General features: G+C 68.5%; 13 protein-coding genes and 1 pseudogene. 8 read left to right on the top strand and 6 right to left on the bottom strand.

Translation table 11 applies throughout. The features are described 5' to 3' along the window. Nucleotides 1-74: 74 nt before the first annotated feature. Genes LY13_RS15410 through LY13_RS15400 form a run of 3 tightly spaced genes read left to right on the top strand, consistent with a single transcriptional unit; the run spans nucleotide 75 to nucleotide 6,058 of the window. The gene (locus LY13_RS15410; RefSeq protein ID WP_253829137.1) at nucleotides 75-1,547 is read left to right on the top strand and encodes a class I SAM-dependent DNA methyltransferase; all 1,473 of its coding nucleotides are present in this window, start codon (nucleotides 75-77) and stop codon (nucleotides 1,545-1,547) included. Further along, nucleotides 1,544-2,686: a restriction endonuclease subunit S gene (locus tag LY13_RS15405; RefSeq protein WP_253829135.1), complete on the top strand. Its 1,143-nt coding sequence runs from the start codon at nucleotides 1,544-1,546 to the stop codon at nucleotides 2,684-2,686. Before LY13_RS15410 ends, LY13_RS15405 begins: the two co-directional genes overlap by 4 nt. Nucleotides 2,687-2,689: 3 nt before the next feature. Next, nucleotides 2,690-6,058: a DEAD/DEAH box helicase family protein gene (locus tag LY13_RS15400; protein WP_253829134.1), complete on the top strand. Its 3,369-nt coding sequence runs from the start codon at nucleotides 2,690-2,692 to the stop codon at nucleotides 6,056-6,058. A 110-nt stretch (nucleotides 6,059-6,168) separates the two neighbouring features. Here the strand turns inward: LY13_RS15400 and LY13_RS15395 are convergent. Next, nucleotides 6,169-7,707, bottom strand: a pseudogene (locus tag LY13_RS15395) (PucR family transcriptional regulator). Nucleotides 7,708-7,873: 166 nt separating this feature from the next. Between LY13_RS15395 and LY13_RS15390 the strand changes: the two are divergent. Both LY13_RS15390 and LY13_RS15385 read left to right on the top strand, forming a co-directional pair. Beyond that, the gene (locus tag LY13_RS15390) at nucleotides 7,874-9,136 is read left to right on the top strand and encodes an NAD(P)/FAD-dependent oxidoreductase (RefSeq protein ID WP_253829133.1); all 1,263 of its coding nucleotides are present in this window, start codon (nucleotides 7,874-7,876) and stop codon (nucleotides 9,134-9,136) included. Between the two features lie 20 nt (nucleotides 9,137-9,156). Beyond that, on the top strand, nucleotides 9,157-9,396 hold the full coding sequence (locus tag LY13_RS15385) for a hypothetical protein (RefSeq protein WP_253829132.1): 240 nt from the start codon (nucleotides 9,157-9,159) through the stop codon (nucleotides 9,394-9,396). 44 nt (nucleotides 9,397-9,440) lie between these two features. On the opposite strand, the gene LY13_RS15380 is transcribed toward LY13_RS15385, so the two are convergent. After that, on the bottom strand, nucleotides 9,441-10,601 hold the full coding sequence (locus tag LY13_RS15380) for an FAD-dependent oxidoreductase (protein WP_253829131.1): 1,161 nt from the start codon (nucleotides 10,599-10,601) through the stop codon (nucleotides 9,441-9,443). Nucleotides 10,602-10,729: 128 nt separating this feature from the next. Here LY13_RS15380 and LY13_RS15375 point away from each other — a divergent pair, with 128 nt between their 5' ends. Then, on the top strand, nucleotides 10,730-11,527 hold the full coding sequence (locus LY13_RS15375; protein ID WP_253829129.1) for a thymidylate synthase: 798 nt from the start codon (nucleotides 10,730-10,732) through the stop codon (nucleotides 11,525-11,527). Then, nucleotides 11,524-12,018: a dihydrofolate reductase gene (locus LY13_RS15370; protein WP_253829127.1), complete on the top strand. Its 495-nt coding sequence runs from the start codon at nucleotides 11,524-11,526 to the stop codon at nucleotides 12,016-12,018. The genes LY13_RS15375 and LY13_RS15370 overlap by 4 nt, the downstream gene beginning before the upstream one ends. Nucleotides 12,019-12,057: 39 nt before the next feature. Here LY13_RS15370 and LY13_RS15365 read toward each other — a convergent pair whose 3' ends face one another. Continuing rightward, on the bottom strand, nucleotides 12,058-13,569 hold the full coding sequence (locus LY13_RS15365) for an MFS transporter (protein WP_253829126.1): 1,512 nt from the start codon (nucleotides 13,567-13,569) through the stop codon (nucleotides 12,058-12,060). A gap of 123 nt (nucleotides 13,570-13,692) precedes the next feature. Between LY13_RS15365 and LY13_RS15360 the strand changes: the two genes are divergently transcribed. Continuing rightward, a complete protein-coding gene (locus tag LY13_RS15360) occupies nucleotides 13,693-14,376 on the top strand; it encodes a TetR/AcrR family transcriptional regulator (RefSeq protein WP_253829124.1) in 684 nt (227 codons plus the stop codon). Between the two features lie 16 nt (nucleotides 14,377-14,392). Here the strand turns inward: LY13_RS15360 and LY13_RS15355 are convergent, their stop codons facing one another. The 3 genes from LY13_RS15355 to LY13_RS26000 are packed head-to-tail and all read right to left on the bottom strand — an operon-like array spanning nucleotide 14,393 to nucleotide 17,240. After that, entirely contained in the window at nucleotides 14,393-15,244 is an 852-nt protein-coding gene (locus tag LY13_RS15355; RefSeq protein ID WP_253829123.1) for a citryl-CoA lyase, read from the bottom strand. A gap of 2 nt (nucleotides 15,245-15,246) precedes the next feature. Then, nucleotides 15,247-16,452, bottom strand: coding sequence for a CaiB/BaiF CoA transferase family protein (locus tag LY13_RS15350; protein WP_253829122.1), 1,206 nt, complete (start codon nucleotides 16,450-16,452; stop codon nucleotides 15,247-15,249). Further along, nucleotides 16,449-17,240 (bottom strand): IclR family transcriptional regulator, encoded by a 792-nt coding sequence (locus tag LY13_RS26000; RefSeq protein ID WP_253829121.1) that lies wholly within the window; start codon nucleotides 17,238-17,240, stop codon nucleotides 16,449-16,451. The genes LY13_RS15350 and LY13_RS26000 overlap by 4 nt, the downstream gene beginning before the upstream one ends. Nucleotides 17,241-17,310: the final 70 nt, after the last annotated feature.

Raw genomic sequence — 17,310 nt, 5'->3', positions numbered from 1 at the left:
TGTAACGCGAGCGGGACTCGCTGCGAATCCCACCTGCCGACGCTTGACGGAGGGGGTCACTAGAGTTGCGTGCTGTGATTACGGGTGAGCTGAAGAGCAAGGTCGACCGGGTATGGGACACGTTCTGGTCCGGCGGGATCTCCAACCCGCTGGAGGTGATCGAGCAGATCACCTACCTGCTGTTCTTGCGGCGGCTCGACGACCTGCAGACGCTGCAGGAGAGCAAGGCCAGGGGCCTGGGCGAGCCGATCGAGAACCCGACCTTCCTGCCCGAGCAGGAGCACCTGCGCTGGAAGCGGTTCAAGAACGACGACCCGGCCGCCATGTTCGAGGTGGTCTCGGAGCAGGCGTTCCCGTTCCTCCGGAAACTGGGCCAGTCCCCGGACGGCGACCGCTCCACGTACTCCGACCACATGAAGGACGCCCGGTTCACCATCCCGACGCCTGCATTGCTGACGAAGGTCGTCGGCATGCTCGACGACATCCCGATGGAGAACCGCGACACCAACGGCGACCTCTACGAGTACCTGCTCTCCAAGATCGCCAGCGCGGGTACGAACGGCCAGTTCCGGACGCCGCGTCACATCATCGAGGCGATCGTCGAGATGATGGAGCCGCAGCCCGGCGACGAGATCTGCGACCCGGCGTGCGGCACGGCCGGCTTCCTGGTGGCCGCTGGCGAACACATTCGCGAGCAGCATGGTGATGCGCTGTACGACGAGGAAAAGCGCACACACTTCCACCGGTCGATGTTCCACGGCTACGACTTCGACTCGACGATGCTCCGTATCGGCAGTATGAACCTGCTCCAACACGGCATCGAGGCGCCCGACATCCGTTACCGGGACTCGCTCTCCGAGGGTGCGAGTGAGGACAGCGGGAAGTACTCGTTGATCCTTGCCAACCCGCCGTTTGCGGGCTCGCTGGACTACGAGACCACATCCAAGGACCTGCAACGGGTCGTCAAGACCAAGAAGACCGAGCTGCTGTTTTTGGCGCTGTTCCTGAAGCTGCTCAAGCCAGGAGGCAGGGCGGCCGTGATCGTGCCGGACGGCGTGTTGTTCAACTCGTCGAAGGCGCACAAGGAGCTGCGTAAGACGCTGGTCGAGAACCAGAAGCTCGATGCCGTCGTGAAGCTGCCCTCCGGTGTGTTCAAGCCATACGCGGGAGTGTCGACCGCAATTCTCTGCTTCACCAAGACCGACGACGGCGGCACGGACCACGTGTGGTTCTACGACGTGGAGGCCGACGGGCGTTCGCTGGACGACAAACGGCAGCCGATCGAGGCCAACGACCTGCCCGATGTGCTGGAACGCTGGAAGCTCCGCACCACCACCGAGCGGGACCGCGCCCGCACGGAGAAGTCCTTCACCGTGCCCAAGGAGGACGTCGCGGCTCACGGCTATGACCTCTCGATCAACCGCTACAAGGAGGTCGTCCGCGAGGAAGTGGAGCACCGAGCACCGCAGGAGATCATCGCCGACATCGAACAGCTCAATGACGAGATCGCCAAGGAGATGGCAGAACTGAAGGCGATGCTGGGATGAAATTCTGTTCTCTTGGAGACATTGCTGAAATCGACCGGAAGACAGCCTCTCCCTCATCTTTGCCTCCGAGTACGCCATATTTGGGATTGGAGCATATCGAGCGAGGTGGGAGAATTATCGGAAACGGCACGGTTGTCGAGGCGGGCCTTACTAGTGCGAAGCATTTATTTACACCGGATCATGTTCTATTTGGCAAGCTTCGACCCAATCTCGGCAAGGTGGCCACTCCGAGCTATTCGGGCGTCTGTAGCACCGACATACTTCCCATTCGCCCTAGCGTAGAACTCGACCGACGATACTTGGCGTTGTTTTTAACAACCCCGCATATGGTCGACCATGCTTCTTCGCGAGCAACTGGTGCAAATTTGCCGCGGCTTAGTCCGGAAGTTCTGAAGACTTTTCAGGTTCCGCTGGTTTCGATCGATGAGCAGCGGCGGATTGCCGGGATTCTCGACCAGGCTGACGCGATCCGCGCCAAGCGTCGCCAGCTCCTCGACCACCTCGACACCCTCACGCAATCCATCTTCCACGACATGTTCGGCCGTGCTGATATTGCCCTCCACGAGTTCGCTTCCGTGGTTGACTTTATGCGGAGTGGCGTGTCCCCATCGACGCGCGGCAACGTTGAGGGGACCGTGCTGACCTTGGCGTCTGTGACCCAGGGGCGGTTTGATCCTTCCGCTCGAAAGTCAGCCAAGTTCGGGGCTCGGCCTAGCGAGACTACTAGAATCGACGAGCGCGATTTTCTAATTTGTCGCGGAAATGGCAACAGGTCCTTGGTTGGCGTGGGTGTTCATCCGTCGTCAAGTCGACATGATTTGGTTTTTCCTGACACGGTAATAGCTGCTCGGCTCAAGCTGGATAAGGTGAACGCAGAATATCTTGAAGCTGCGTGGAAACAATCGAATATTCGTCATCAGATTGAAGCTGCCGCGAGGACGACCAACGGTACGCACAAGGTGAACCAGGCAGTACTGGGTGCCGTCATGGTTCCACTTCCATCGATGGACCGCCAACGTGAGTTCGCAGCTCGCGTCGAGCAAGTGAACGCCCAGCGGGCGGTTGTGCAGCGGGCGCTGGACGCGGATAATGAACTCTTCGAGTCGCTGCAGGCGCGGGCGTTCCGGGGGGAGCTCTAGAAGATGGGGAACTTCGACTTCGTCGGGGTCGCGTTGCCGGTCGTCCACGACGATTGCACCCAGGCGGAGTCGTACCTCGCCACCGACCCACGTTCCGCATGCTTCTACAGTCGCCGCGCAATCGAGCGGCTGGTCAAGCACCTCTTCGACGTGCGCGACCTCAAGACGCCGCGCGGTAAGGACCTGAACGCCCGCCTCCACGACGCCGCGTTCACAACACTCACCGGACAGGCGATCTCGAAGAAGCTCGACCTCATCCGACGGGCCGGCAACGCAGCCGTCCACGAAACCCGCGCCGTCCGGCCGGAAACAGCCGGCGCCGTCCTCCGTGAGCTGCACCACGTCATGGTGTGGGCGGCGTTCCACCACTCGCCCCAGCCGCAGGCCGCACCGGTCGAGGCCACCTTCGATCCGCAGCTCGCGGCCAGAGCGGCGCCGCTGTCTCACGACCAGGTTCGGCAACTCGAAGAGAAACTCGCCGAGCAGGACGCCGAACGCGCCAAGGAACTGGCCGAGAAGGAAGAACTTCTCGCGAAACACGAAGCGGAGATCGCCGAGCTCCAACAACAGATCTACGCTGCGCAAGCCGCCAACGTCGCCATCGACGACCGGCAATACGACGAGGCCGGCACCCGCGAGTTGCTCATCGACCACGTGCTCGACGAAGCCGGGTGGGCACTCGACGACGACCACGACCGCGAGTACCCCGTCACCGGCATGCCGCCTGACGGGGGCCGCGGCTACGTCGACTACGTGCTGTGGGGCGAAGACGGCCTGCCCCTGGCCGTCATCGAAGCCAAACGCACCAACAAGAGCGCCGAAGTCGGCCGCAACCAGGCCAAGCTCTACGCCGACTGCCTCGAAACCCAGTTCGGCCGCCGCCCCGTCATCTTCTACACCAACGGCTACGAACACTGGATCTGGGACGACGCCGCCGGCTACCCACCCCGGCAGATCCACGGCTTCTACACCCGCGACGAACTCGAACTGCTCATCCAACGCCGGCACACCCGCAAACCGCTCGCAGCCGCGCCGATCAACCGTGACATCGCGGGACGTCCATACCAGGAACGTGCGATCAAGGCCGTCGGCGCGACGTTCGAAGCCAAACAGCGTCAGGCACTGCTTGCCATGGCGACCGGTTCCGGCAAGACCCGTACCGTCGTCGCGCTCGTCGACCAGCTGATCAAGGCCAACTGGGTGAAGCGAGTCCTGTTCCTAGCCGACCGCACGGCACTTGTCACGCAGGCCGTCAACGTCTTCAAACAGCAACTGCCCTCGGTGCCCGTTGTCAACCTGCTGACGGAGCGGAACACCAACGCGCACGTGTGCGTGTCCACGTACCCGACCATGCTCAACCTGATCAACGAGTTCGGAGGGGGCGGAAAGTACGGCCCCGGCTACTTCGACCTCGTCGTGATCGACGAAGCCCACCGGTCGGTGTTCGCCAAGTACGGCGCCATCTTCGAATGGTTCGACAGCCTGCTACTCGGCCTCACCGCCACGCCCAAGGACGACGTCAACCGCAGTACCTACCGCCTGTTCAACCTCGAAGACGGCGTGCCCACCGACGGCTACCCGCTCGAAGAGGCCGTCGCCGACGGCTGGCTCGTGCCGCCGAAAGGCATGTCACTCGGCACGAAGTTCATGCGGCAGGGCATTCGCTACGGAGACCTGTCCCAAGAAGAACAGGACGAGTGGGACGCGCTCGACTGGGGCGAGGACGAGGCCGCCCCCACGGAGATCGACGCCCAGGAAGTCAACCGGTTCCTGTTCAACAAAGACACCGTCGACAAGGTGCTCTCCACGCTCATGACGGACGGCCACAAGGTCGCAGGCGGCGACCGGCTCGGCAAGACCATCATTTTCGCCAACAACCAGCGCCACGCCGAGTTCATCCAACAGCGCTTCGACGAACAGTGGCCCGAACACGCCGGACAGTTCGCCCGCGTCATCACCCACCGGACCGAATACGCGCAAAGCCTCCTCGACGACTTCTCCCAGGCCGACAAAGCCCCGCACATCGCGATCTCCGTCGACATGCTCGACACCGGCATCGACGTCCCCGAGGTCGTCAACCTCGTGTTCTTCAAACAGGTGTGGACCGCGTCCAAGTTCTGGCAGATGATCGGCCGTGGCACCCGCCTGCACCCGGACCTCTTCGGCCCAGGCAGGGACAAGGAGAACTTCTACGTCTTCGACTTCTGCGGAAACCTCGAGTTCTTCAGCCAGAACATGCCCGCACCCGAAGCCGCGGTGCAGAAGTCGCTGACGCAGAAACTCTTCGAAGCACGACTCGACATCATCGGCGCCCTCGACCAGCAGCACCATGCTCCCGACGTGCGCGAGCGCGCAGCCCGCACGTTGCACGAGTTCGTCGCCGGCATGAATCCCGACAACGTGCTCGTCCGGCCGCACCGGCAAGCCGTGGAGCGGTTCGCAACGTGGAGCGTGTGGGAATCCGCGTTGTCCGAACAGGACCGCACGGCCGTACGCGAACTGGGCTGCCTGCCGTCCGCCAACCTTGACTCCGACGAGTACGCCAAGCGCTTCGACCTGCTCATGCTGCGCCGCGAACTCGCCCAGCTCGAAGGTGACACGGCTACGGCCGAACGCCTGCGCGAGAAGGTTCAGGAACTCGCCGACTCCCTCGTGCGCATGATCCGGAGCGTGCCCTCCGTTGCCGAGCAGCGCGAACTCGTCGAAGCGGTCGCCGGGGACCGCTGGTGGGTCGACGTCACCCTGCCCATGCTGGAACAGGCACGGCAGCGGTTGCGTGGCCTCGTTCGCCTTGTGGAACCGACCAGGCGTGACCCGGTGTATGCCGACTTCACCGACGAGCTCGTCGCGCCCACCGAGGTTGCCCTGCCCGGTACGACGCCCGGGATCAACCAGGAACGTTTCCGAGCCAAGGTGCTGGCGTGCCTCGAACAGCACGAGGACCACGTCGCCCTCCAGCGGCTGCGGAGGAACCGCCAGCTCACCGGCGAAGACCTCGCGGCACTCGAAGAGATCCTGCTGTCCTGCGGCGTCGGTGACTCCTCCGAACTCACGGCCATCGCGGAGCGCACCGGTGGTCTCGGCTTGTTCATCCGCTCCCTGGTCGGTCTCGACCGGGTCGCAGCCCAGGAGGCATTCGCCAACTACCTCGACGACGAACGGTTCACCGCACAACAGATCCGTATCGTCAGCATGATCATCGACGAACTGACCTCGAACGGCGTTGTCGAACCTCGGCGGCTGTACGAGGCGCCGTACACCGACTACGCGCCGACCGGCATCGACGTCGCATTCCCTTCCGAACACGTCGAGTACATCGTCGGCACTCTTCACCAGATTAAGGAAACGGCGCTTCCAGCCGACGTCGCTTGATCGGCCCCCGGCAGCTTGGGATGGCCTGAACGCAGAACACGCGGGGCTGAGTGCAGGACACGCGTGCCTGAACGCAGGACACGCGGGGCTGAGTGCAGGACATGCGGGGCTTATCGCTCGGGTTCGCCGATGGCGAGGGTGATCAGCATCGCGAGGCGTTTGCGTGGTTCGTCGAGGCGCAGATCGGCGAGTTCGGACATCTTGCGCAGGCGGTTGCGGACGGTGTTGGGGTGGACGTCGAGGTGGTCGGCCGCGACGTTCAGGTCGCCCTGCGCTTCGAGCCACGCGTGGAGTGTGGACAGCAACCGTGTCCCGTGTGCATCGTCGTGCCGGGCGAGGTGTGCGATCGGACCGCGCGAGGGCATTCGTCCCGCCGTGGCCGCGGTTCGGAGACGCTGCAGCAGAATCTCGTCCCAGGCTTCGTCGTAGCACACCGGCTCACCCTCGGCGCGGGTCGCGTGCAGGGCGAGGCTTTCGTCGGCCTCCTGTCTGCTCGCCGGGATCTCGCCGGGCTCGGCGGGGCCGCCGACGCCCGCGGCGAGACTGGCGTGGCGGGGCAAGCCCTGCGCGAGCTCATGCAACCAGTTGAGCGCGGGTGCGGGATCGTCGTCGCAGGGAAGCACGGTGTAGACGGTGTTGCCGAACAGCGTCGTCCTGCCGGGGCGCGACCAGCCGAAACCGGTGGTGGCCCGTTCGAACGCGAGCAGAATCGCGGCGTTGCGCTCGGCCGCCGTGTGCGCCTGCAGCGCGATGACACGGTGCCGCCGGGGCGGAAGGCCGAGTTTGCCGATGAGGGCGGCCGCGTCCGGCGTGCCCTCCAGTAGCTCGATCACCAGTTCCGACTCGACCTGCCGTTCCAGGTCGGCGCTCACCCGGGAGCGCAGCAGATGCAGCGCCACCGTGTGGGCGCCGTCGGCGAGCACCCGCGTGCGGACCGGGTCGAGCGGGCCGTCGCAGGTGACCCACAGCGATCCCAGCAGCTCACGGCCCGCGCGCACCGCGACGACGGTGCGGTCCTGCAAGCCGTGTTCCGGGGCGCCGGTGACGTGAAGCGGTTCGTCGGACATCGCCAGATGGCTGAACACGCCGCGCTCGTCGAACAGCGCCCGCACCCGTTCCGGCACCCGCCTGCCGAGGATCGTGTCGAGCCGGGCCGCGTCGGTGTCGTGCTGGACGCTCGAGTAGGCCATGACCCGGGAGAGCTGGTCCTCGATGGTCACCGGTCCGCCGACCCCGGCGGCGATGCTGTCGGCGAGGGTGAACAGGTCGCTCGGCCCGCGGCCCGCTTCGGTTTCCCGCCCCTCCAGCACCAGGCCGTACACGACGCCGGCCACCTGGCTCCACTACACGTCCGCGGGCACCAGCAACAGGCAGATCCCGGCGGACCGCGCGGCGCCGACGACGTCCTCGTCGAGGTCACCGTCGGCCCTGATCAGTACGGCCCTGGCCTGCGCGGCGCGCCCCAGCTCGAGGGCGCGGGCGCCGTCGGGGACGCCGACCGCCAGCAGCGCGTCGCCCAGGACCGGACCGTCGCCCGCCGGGTCGTGCATCGCCACGCTGTGCAGCTCGGCGTCCCTGTCCCGGTTGTGGCCCGCGGCGCGCACGTCGTAGCCGCCCAGCACGTTGATGAGGCGATCCAGCCTGACCATCCACGACCAGCCCTGCACGAATTCGCCGGGGCGCGCCCGGATGAGCCGATCGTACGCTGGCTGATCCGAACAATCCCGCCAGCCGAGGTTGTTGAGTTCGTACAACCTGGTGGCGGCCCGGTTCGGTCATGCTCACGGGAGTGGAACCGGACACGGGAAGGTACTCATGCTCAACGTCGCGGGCAGCTCGGATCAGCCGCGGACGGCGGTCGTCGTCGGCGCGGGCGTGGTCGGGTTGTCGACCGCCTGGTTCCTGCAGGAACACGGGGTCGAGGTGACCGTCGTCGATCGTCGGGGTGTGGCCGCGGGGTCGTCCTGGGGCAACGCGGGCTGGCTCTCGCCCGGACTGGCGCTGCCGCTCAACGACCCCGGTGTGCTCCGCTACGGGCTGCGCTCGTTGTTCGACCGCGCGGCGCCGCTGCACGTGCCTGCCAGGGTAGATCCGGCGCTCTGGCGGTTCCTGCTCCGCTTCGCCGCGCGCTGCACCAGGAGCGGCTGGGACCGCGTGGCCCGCGCGAACCTGCCGCTCAACGTCGAGAGCCTGAAGGCCTACGACACCCTCTCCGCAGGCGGCGTGGAGACCGGAGCGGTGCAGGCCCCGATCACCGCCGCGTTCGAGAACCACGACCAGGCCACCGCGCTGATCGACGAGTTCGACCGGCTCGGCGACGCCGGCCAGGACGTCTCCTACCAGCGGTTGAGCGTCGGCGAGCTGCGGGACCGGCTGCCGCAGGCGTCCGGCCGGCTCGGCGAAGGCATCCGCCTCGACGGGCAGCGCTACCTCGACCCCGGCGAGTTCGCCGGCAGGCTCGCCGACGCGGTGCGCGAGCGGGGCGGTGTCATCCGCGACGGCTTCGACGTGGTCGACGTGCGGCCCCACGATCACGCCGTGACGGTGGCGTCGACGTCGTCGGCCACGGTGTCGGCGCACGTCGCCGTCCTGGCGGGTGGCGCATGGTTCGGCCGGCTCGGTCGCCGGTTCGGGATCCGCGTGCCGGTCCGTGCCGGTCGTGGCTATTCGTTCACCGTTCCTACCGACGAGCCGGTGACCGGTCCGGTGTACCTGCCGGGAATCCGCGTCGCCTGCACGCCTTATCAGGGTGCGCTGCGGGTTGCGGGGACCATGGAGTTCCGCCACGTGGACGACGCGCTCGACCCCGCGCGGATCGACGCCGTCGTCGAATCCGCCCGCCCGCTGCTGACCGGGGTCCGGTGGGAGGAACGCCGCGACGAATGGGTGGGCGCCCGCCCGGTCACCCACGACGGCAAACCCGTGATCGGTGCGACGAACGCACCGGGCGTGTACGCGGCGGGAGGCCATGGCATGTGGGGCCTGACGCAGGGCCCTGCGACCGGGCGGCTGCTCGCCGAGCAGATCGTCACCGGAAAACGGCTGGACGCGCTCCACGAGTTCGACCCGCTCCGCTGACCACGGCGAAAGCTGCAGCCATGACCGAGTACGAGGGCCGGCGCTCCCGCGGGCCACAACCGAACGACGACGAACGCGCCGAACTGGAATGGCTGCGCGTCGAGAACCAGCTGTTGCGCACTCAACGGGACGTCCTCGAGCGCATCGCCACCGGATTCGCCGAGGACCTGGGCATCGCCTGGCCCGGTGACGCGCCTGGATCGAGCGGCTCGATCCGGAAGGACACCCGACGACCGTCCAGCCGCTCTCCCGAAGCCTGAGACATCCCAGCCTGTGACTGCTCCACCACGTGTTCGGCGAGTCCTCAGGGCGGTGTCCAGTCCAGGGTGGCGTCGAAGGCGCGGAGTGTCAGGGCGCCGGGGACGGCGCCGGCCAGCACGTTCCGGGCCGTGGTCGTCGCGCGGCCACGCAGACCGGCCGCGATTCCCGCGCTGCGGGAGCGGCGGGCCACCCGATGCACGCGGCGCAGCCGCCTTCGCTCGTAGGCCCGCAGTCGCTCGGCCGTGTCGCCATCGGTTGCGGCGAGGGCGCTCGCGAGTTCGACGGCGTCCTCGAGTGCCTGGCACGCGCCCTGGCCGAGGTTGGGTGCCATGGCGTGTGCCGCGTCGCCGACCAGTGCGACCCGTCCGCGGGTCAGGGTCGGCAGCGGGGCGAGGTCGACCAGCTCGTTGACCAGCAGTTGCGACGGTTCGATGTCGGCGAGCAGCTCCGGCAACGGCGCGTGCCACGAGGCAAACCGGTGGCGGAACCACGCCAGCGCCTCACCGGGGTCGTCGGGTACGCCCGCGGAGACGGGAACGGCCAGATACGCGTAGCGCCGCCCGTCGGCCAACGGCGCGATCCCGGCGTAGTCGCCGCGGCCCCAGGACTCGCCGCCCCGCACGTCTTCCGGCTCGGACACGTGGCCGATCAGCCGGGCGGCGACCGTGCCGGTCGAACGCACCCTGGCACGGGGCCAGAGCGACCCGCGCACGGCGCTCCACACTCCGTCGGCGCCGACCACCACATCGCCACGGACCGACTCGCCGTCGCCGAGTCGCACCACCGCGTCCGAATCCCGCCCGGCCGGGTCCCGCTCGACGGCCCGCACCTCCGAGGACGTGCGAATCCGGACGTCGCGACACGCCTCCCGCAGCGTCGCCAGCAGTTCGCCGCGTTCGACGATCACGATGCCGTCGCCGAACCGGGCGGCGAGCGCGTCGGTGTCGGTGCGGGTCAGCCACCGGCCGTGACTGTCGCGGATCCCGCCCGCGGCCTGTACCAGCCCGAGGTGACGGATGCGCTCACCGAGTCCGAGCGCGTCGAGTGCCCGCAGCGCGTTGGGCCACAGCGTGATCCCGGCACCGATCTCGGAGACCGACGGTTTCCGCTCCAGCACGGTCACCTGCCACGAGCGGCGCCGCAGCGCGACGGCCGTCGCCAACCCGGCGATACCGCCGCCCACCACGACCGCGTGTTCCGACATGCGGTCATCATGCCCGCCCGTCTCCCACCGCCGCCCAACCGGACGCGCTTCGCGCGGCTGCCTACGCCCTGCCGTCTCCCACCACCGCCCAACCGGACGCGCTTCGCGCGGCTGCCTAAGATTCAGGCATGCCCGATACGCAGTACGAGAACTTGCTTCAGCACGTGCTGGAGAACGGCGCCCACAAGGCGGACCGCACCGGCACGGGCACGCGGTCGATCTTCGGTCACCAGCTGCGTTATCGGCTGTCCGACGGGTTTCCGCTGATCACGACGAAGAAGGTGCACTTCCGCTCGATCGCCTACGAACTGCTGTGGTTCCTGCGCGGCGACGCCAACGTCAACTGGCTGCGGGAGAACGGCGTCACGATCTGGGACGAGTGGGCCGCACCGGACGGCGACCTCGGCCCGATCTACGGCGTGCAGTGGCGCTCGTGGCCCACGCCCGACGGCGAGCACATCGACCAGATCAGTGAGGTGCTCCGCACGCTCCGCGAGAACCCCGACTCCCGGCGGATCATCGTGTCCGCGTGGAACGTCGCCGACATCCCGCAGATGGCGCTGCCGCCGTGTCACGCGTTCTTCCAGTTCTACGTCGCCGACGGTGAGCTGTCCTGCCAGCTGTACCAGCGCAGCGCGGACCTGTTCCTCGGCGTCCCGTTCAACATCGCCAGCTACGCGCTGCTGACGCACATGATCGCCGACCAGGTCGGGCTGCGGGTCGGCGACTTCGTCTGGACCGGCGGCGACTGCCACATCTACGACAACCACCTCGAACAGGTCCGCACACAGCTCTCCCGCGAGGCACGGCCGTTCCCCACGCTGGCGCTGAAGCCGGCCGGCAGCCTGTTCGACTACACCTACGAGCACTTCGAGATCCAGGGCTACGACCCGCACCCGGGCATCAAGGCGCCGGTGGCGGTGTGATCGGGCTGATCTGGGCGCAGTCCGCGAACGGTGTCATCGGCCGTGACGGCACCATGCCGTGGCACCTGCCAGAGGACTTGAAGCACTTCCGTGCCGTGACCGAGGGCGCGACCGTGCTCATGGGCAGGCGCACATGGGAATCGCTGCCGCCGCGGTTCCGGCCCCTGCCGGGACGCCGCAACCTCGTGCTGTCCCGCACCCCGCAGGACGGTGCGGAGACGTTCTCCGAGTTGGCGCAGGCGCTGGACGCGGCGTCGGGGGACGTGTGGGTCATGGGCGGCGCGGCGGTGTACCGGGCGACGTTGCCCATCGCCGACCGCGTCGTGGTCACCGAGATCCGCGAGCACTTCGACGGCGACACGACGGCGCCGGACGTCGGCAGGCCGCCGGACACCACCGGGCCGTGGCACGAGTCGTCGACCGGGCTGCACTATCGGATCCTCGAATGGGTGGGAGCGGGCGAGCGGCAGGGGAGCGCCGCGGCCGAGTGATCGCCGTGTCGCGTGTCAGCGCGACGTGTCGTCGCCGGCTTACTTCTTGCCTGTGCGCAGCAGCGCCGGACAGACGACGGTGGCCACGAGGAGGACGGCGGCCGCGGTGAGTGTGGCGACGCCGAGGCCGTCGACGAACGCCGTGTCGGCGAGTCCGGTGAGGTGGCCGGCCGGTGCGGGTGGCAGCTGTTCGGCGATGCCGGTGGCCGCGCCGAGGCCGGACGCCGCGGTGTCGGCGACCTCGGGAGGCACGTCGGCGGGGAGTCCGTCGCGCATGTGCGACCGGTAAACGGCGGTGCCGATGGAACCGAGCACGGCGATTCCCAACGCGGCGCCGAACTCGGCCGATGTCTCGGACAGTGCGGACGCGGCACCGGATCGGGACGGCGGCGCCGAGGCGACGACGACGTCCGTCGCCAGCGTCATCATCGGGGCGATTCCGGCGCCGATCGCGGCCGAGGACACGACGGCGAGGAGAAGCCCACCGTCGGCGGGCACAGTGCTGAACGTTGCCATGCCCGCGGCGGCGAGCCCCGCACCGGCTCCGAAGATCAGCGGATAACCCAGTCTGCCGACGAGTGCCGAGGAGAGGACGGCCATCGCCCCGACGCCCACCATCACCGGCAGCATCGCCAGCGCGGCGACCAACGGCGAGAGTCCGTGCACGAGCTGCAGGTACTGGGTGTTGTAGAGCATCACGCCGACGAGCGCGAACATCGACAGTCCTGCCCCGATGATGGCGCCCGTGAACCGGGGATCACCGAACAGGTCGAGGTCGACGAGCGGATTGCGCAGCCGTCGTTGCCGGACGAGGAACAGCACGCCGATGCCGAGTCCGCCGACGAGCGCGACGATCGTCGGCAGGGTGACCGTCAGCTCCTCGGCCGCCGTCTTGACGGCCCACACGACCGGCAGGATCGCCCCGAACGACAGCACGACGCTCAGCGGATCCAGCCGTGCCGTGCTCGGGCTGCGGTACTCGGGCACGAGGCGCGGCACGGCGGCCAGCAGCACCACGATGACCGGTGCGTTGATCAGGAAGACCGAGCCCCACCACAGCGACTCCAGCAGCAGCCCACCGACGACGGGGCCGACGGCGATGCCGCCCGACAGGCCTGCCGTCCAGATCCCGATGGCACGGGTGCGCTCGCCGGGGTCCGGGAACATGGTGCGGATCAGCGACAGGGTCGACGGCATCAGTGTCGCGCCGCCGATTCCCATCAGGGCCCGCGCGGCGATGAGCAGCTCCGGTGTCGGTGCGAAGGCCGCCGTCACCGACGCGGCGCCGAACAGGCAGGCACCGGTCAGCAGGAGTCTGCGCCTGCCGATCCGGTCGCCGACGTTGCCCATCACGATCAACAGGCCGGCCAGCAGGAAGCCGTAGGAGTCGACGATCCACAGCGTCTCGCTCGGGCTCGGCGTCAGTTCCCGGGTGATCGTCGGGACGGCGATGTGCAGGATCGTTACGTCCATCGAGGTCAGGATCACCGGCAGGGTCAGCGCGGCGAGGCCGAGCCACCGGGATCGCGGGCCGCTTCGAACGGTTGTCATGACTGCTCCTCGTTGCTCGTGTGGTCGTCGCCGGGGTGATCGCTGCCGTTGCGAACACTGTTCGCAACGAGAATAGCGAACAGTGTTCGCAATGCAATAGGGTTGGGCCCGGAGGTGGCAGCAGTGAGTCCACGAACGCGCCCGGCGGGTCCGCTCTCGCGCGACGGGATCGTGGCGGCGGCGATCACGCTCGCCGACCGCGACGGCCTGGACGCGGTGTCGATGCGTCGCGTCGCCGAGCACCTGGGAACCGGGCCCGCGTCGCTGTATCGGCACATCTCCCATCGCGACGAGCTCGTGACGGCGATGGTCGAACACGTCGTCGCCCAGCGCGATTACCCCGACCCGGCGGACCTGGACTGGCGCGAGTGCATGCACGTGCTGGCACGGCAGGACTGGGCGGCCATGCTCGCCCACCCGTGGATGATCACGGCCACGGCGACCGTCACCCCGCCGTTCGGGGCGGCGTCGCTCGCGTCGATGGAGTGGGCGCTGACCGCGCTCGCGCAGCTGGAACTGCCGCTCCAGGAGGCGGCACGCGCGATCATGACGATCAACAACTACGTCCAGGGCACCGCTCGCGTCGTCCTCGGTGACCGGCAGGCGGGCGCGGAGGACGATCCCGGCCGCAGCTGGCAGCGACGGCTCAGGGACGTCGACCTCGGCGACTCACCGCACCTGCAGCGGCTCATCGCCGATCCGCTTCCCGACGGTGATCGGCACTGGTTCGAGGACGGCCTCGACGTCATCCTCGACGGCGTCGAAGCCCGCCACGCCAGGCGGTCCGGCCGAGGTGCGGCAGGGTGAACCCGACCCCCGAGCCTCAGCGGGGCGGTTCGCGGAGGTCGGGGCCGGTGTAGTCGGCGAGTACGGAGCGGGGGACCGGGCCCTTGATCCTCGTTCCGGTCTGCCGTTCCTCCCAGGCGTGCGCGAGGATGCCGACCGATCGCGACAGCACGAACAGGCCTCGCGCCAGTTCCGGGGTGAACCCGAGTTCGCCGTAGATGACCGCGGTCGCCCCGTCGATGTTCATGGGGATGGGCTTGCTCGACCTCGACGCCAGCTGCCGTTCGACCTCGACGGCCGCGGCCAGGTGCTCACCCGCGACGACGCCGTCGTCGCGGGCCTGTTCGACGAGGCCGAGCAGCGGGTCACGGCGCGGGTCACGCGGGTGGAAACGGTGGCCGAATCCGGGCACGTAACGGTGCTCGGCCAGCACCTGTTCGACGGCCGCTTCGACGGACCCCGCTCCGGCCGTGCGGTCGAGGACGTCCTGCAACACCTCCATGCACTGCTGCCCCGCGCCGCCGTGCACGTCGCCCAGTAGGTTCACCCCCGTGGCCATGGCGTTGTTGAGGCCGACGCCGCACGTGGCGGCCATGCGCGCGGCCGCGATCGACGGCGCCTGCGGGCCGTGGTCCACCGCCGCCGTCAACGCCGCCTCCAGCAGTCGCGACTCGGGCGGCGTCGGCAATTCGCCCCGCACCATCAACCAGGCGACGTCGACGAAGGAGAACCTGCCGATCAGCTCCTCGATCGGATAGCCGCGCAGCGCGATCTCACCGGGCCGGATGCGCACCAGGTTCGTCGCCCAGTAGGCCGCAGCCTCGTCCCGTCTGCCGCCGTCGGTGCCGCCGTCATCCCGTCCGCCGCCGTTGTCGTTGTCGCCCGTCACGGTCACACCACTCCAGCGCTGCGCAGGTCGGTGATCTCGGCGGTTCCGTAGCCGAGTTCGGTGAGCAGTTCGTCGGTGTGCTCGCCGAGCAGCGGTGGCGCACCGCTCGGCGCGGCGGCCTTCCCGTCCACGTGTACGCCGCTGCCCAGCACGCGCACCGTGCCGGAATCGCGGCCGGGGAACGGCAGTTCGTGCACCAGTTCCCGCTCACGGACCTGGTCCAGTTCCAGCACGTCCGGGACGTCGAGCACCCGTGCCGCGGGAATCCCCGCCGCGGACAACGTCCGTTCCCAGTACGCCGCGGGGCGTGCGGCGAGGCCGATCTCCAGCTCCTCGCGGAGCGCATCGCGGTTGGCCTTGCGGTCCTCGCGGGCGGCGAACCTCGGATCGATGCTCAGTTCCGGACGGCCGACCTCGGCGCACAGCGCCTCGAACTGCTCCTGTTTGTTGGCGGCGATGTTGAGGTGGCCGTCGGCCGTGCGGAACGTGCCGGACGGTGCCGCGGTGGCGTTCTCGTTGCCCATCGCCTGCGGTTCGACACCGGCGATCAGGTAGTTCGACATCGCCCAGCCCATCGCCGTCATCGCGGTGTCCATCATGGACAGATCCAGGAACGCCCCCTCGCCGCTGCGTTCCGCACGCGTCAGCGCGGCGCACACCGAGAACGCGGCGGCCATGCCGCCGAGCGTGTCCGAGATCGGGTACCCGGCGCGCAGCGGTGCCGTTTCCGGCGTCCCGGTGGCGCTCATCATTCCGGACAGGCCCTGGATGATCTGGTCGTAGGCGGGCCGATCGGCCATCGGGCCGTGCTGGCCGAAACCCGAGATGGCGCAGTAGACGAGCCGCGGGTTGAGTTCGCGTAACCGGTCCCGGTCGAAGCCGAGTCTGGCCAGCACGCCGGGCCGGAAGTTCTCCAGCACGACGGCGCTGCTCCGGACGAGCTCGGCGAAGACCTCCTTGCCCTCTGCGCTCTTGAGGTTCAGTGTCAGCGACCGCTTGCCGCCGTTCTGCGCGAGGAACGACGTGCCCAGGTGCGCCTCGTTCAGCTCCGCGTCCGCGCCGAGCTGGCGTGCGAGGTCACCGCCTCCCGGTGTCTCGACCTTGACGACGTCCGCTCCGAGCAGGCCGAGCTGGTAGCTGGCGTACGGACCTGCGAGGACGTTCGTCAGGTCGAGTACCCGCACGCCGTGCAACAGTCCGTCGGTCACGCTCGTCCTCCGATGCCGATCCGCGAGATGCGCCGCGCGGCGTCCCGTACCGCTACGGCCCACTCCGCGACCGCCTCGTCGGTGAACCGCGGAGTGGGCCCGCCGAGGGCGAGCGCGGCGAGCACCGCGCCGTCGGAGCCGACAACGGGAGTGGCGACGCCGGAAGCGCCGACCTCCCGTTCGCCGTGGCTGACGGCATGGCCACGCTCCTGCACCTCGGCGGCCTCGCCGCGCAGGTCGTCGACGGTCCGTCCTCCGGGGTCGAGCGCTGCCACCGCGGCGAGCGACCGTTCGTCCGCCCCGGTGAGCAACACCTTGCTCGCCGCGCCGCCCCAGAGGGGGAGTTCGTCGCCGACGCGCACGATGTGCCGCACGCTGCGGCGGCCTTCCCGTTGCTCCACGCAGATCCGGGCCGCGCCCGAGCGGACGTAGAGGTTCACGGTCTCACCGCAGGAGTTGGACAGGTCCCGCATTACCTGCCGGGCCTGCTCGGGGACCTGCCACGTCGTCCTGGCGAGGTTCGCCCAACGCAGCAAACCGGGCCCCGCCGACATCCGGCCGTGTTCACCGGCCCACAGGAGGCCACGCTGCTGCAGCGTGTCGACGAGCCGCAGCACCGTGGTCTTGGCCAGTCCGCTGGCCTCGGTGAGTTCCCGCACGGTCCAGGTGGCGTTGTCCTCGGTGAACAGCGCCAACAGGTCCAGGGCGCGCGCCACGCTGCGGACCGGTGAGGCAGGCGCGGCGCCGGCAGGACCGTCGTCCTCCGGGGCGGCGTCGGCGGTGGGCACGCGACATCAACTCCTGCGGCGGCCTTGTCGTGGACGTGGTCGGTCTCTATCGTAGCGCACCATCCGCTGT

The sequence above is a fragment of the Prauserella aidingensis genome, from assembly GCF_024171865.1.
GTDB classification, from domain to species: Bacteria; Actinomycetota; Actinomycetes; order Mycobacteriales; family Pseudonocardiaceae; genus Prauserella; species Prauserella aidingensis.
Note: the sequence above shows the minus strand (reverse complement) of the source record. Positions and strands in the feature narration are given on the sequence as shown.

Coding starts and splice junctions, on each gene's coding strand:
- LY13_RS15375 (WP_253829129.1), top strand. CDS start 10,730: ATGCCCGATACGCAGTACGAGAACTTGCTTCAGCACGTGCTGGAGAAC.
- LY13_RS15385 (WP_253829132.1), top strand. CDS start 9,157: ATGACCGAGTACGAGGGCCGGCGCTCCCGCGGGCCACAACCGAACGAC.
- LY13_RS15390 (WP_253829133.1), top strand. CDS start 7,874: ATGCTCAACGTCGCGGGCAGCTCGGATCAGCCGCGGACGGCGGTCGTC.
- LY13_RS15405 (WP_253829135.1), top strand. CDS start 1,544: ATGAAATTCTGTTCTCTTGGAGACATTGCTGAAATCGACCGGAAGACA.
- LY13_RS15365 (WP_253829126.1), bottom strand. CDS start 13,569: ATGACAACCGTTCGAAGCGGCCCGCGATCCCGGTGGCTCGGCCTCGCC.
- LY13_RS15380 (WP_253829131.1), bottom strand. CDS start 10,601: ATGTCGGAACACGCGGTCGTGGTGGGCGGCGGTATCGCCGGGTTGGCG.
- LY13_RS15400 (WP_253829134.1), top strand. CDS start 2,690: ATGGGGAACTTCGACTTCGTCGGGGTCGCGTTGCCGGTCGTCCACGAC.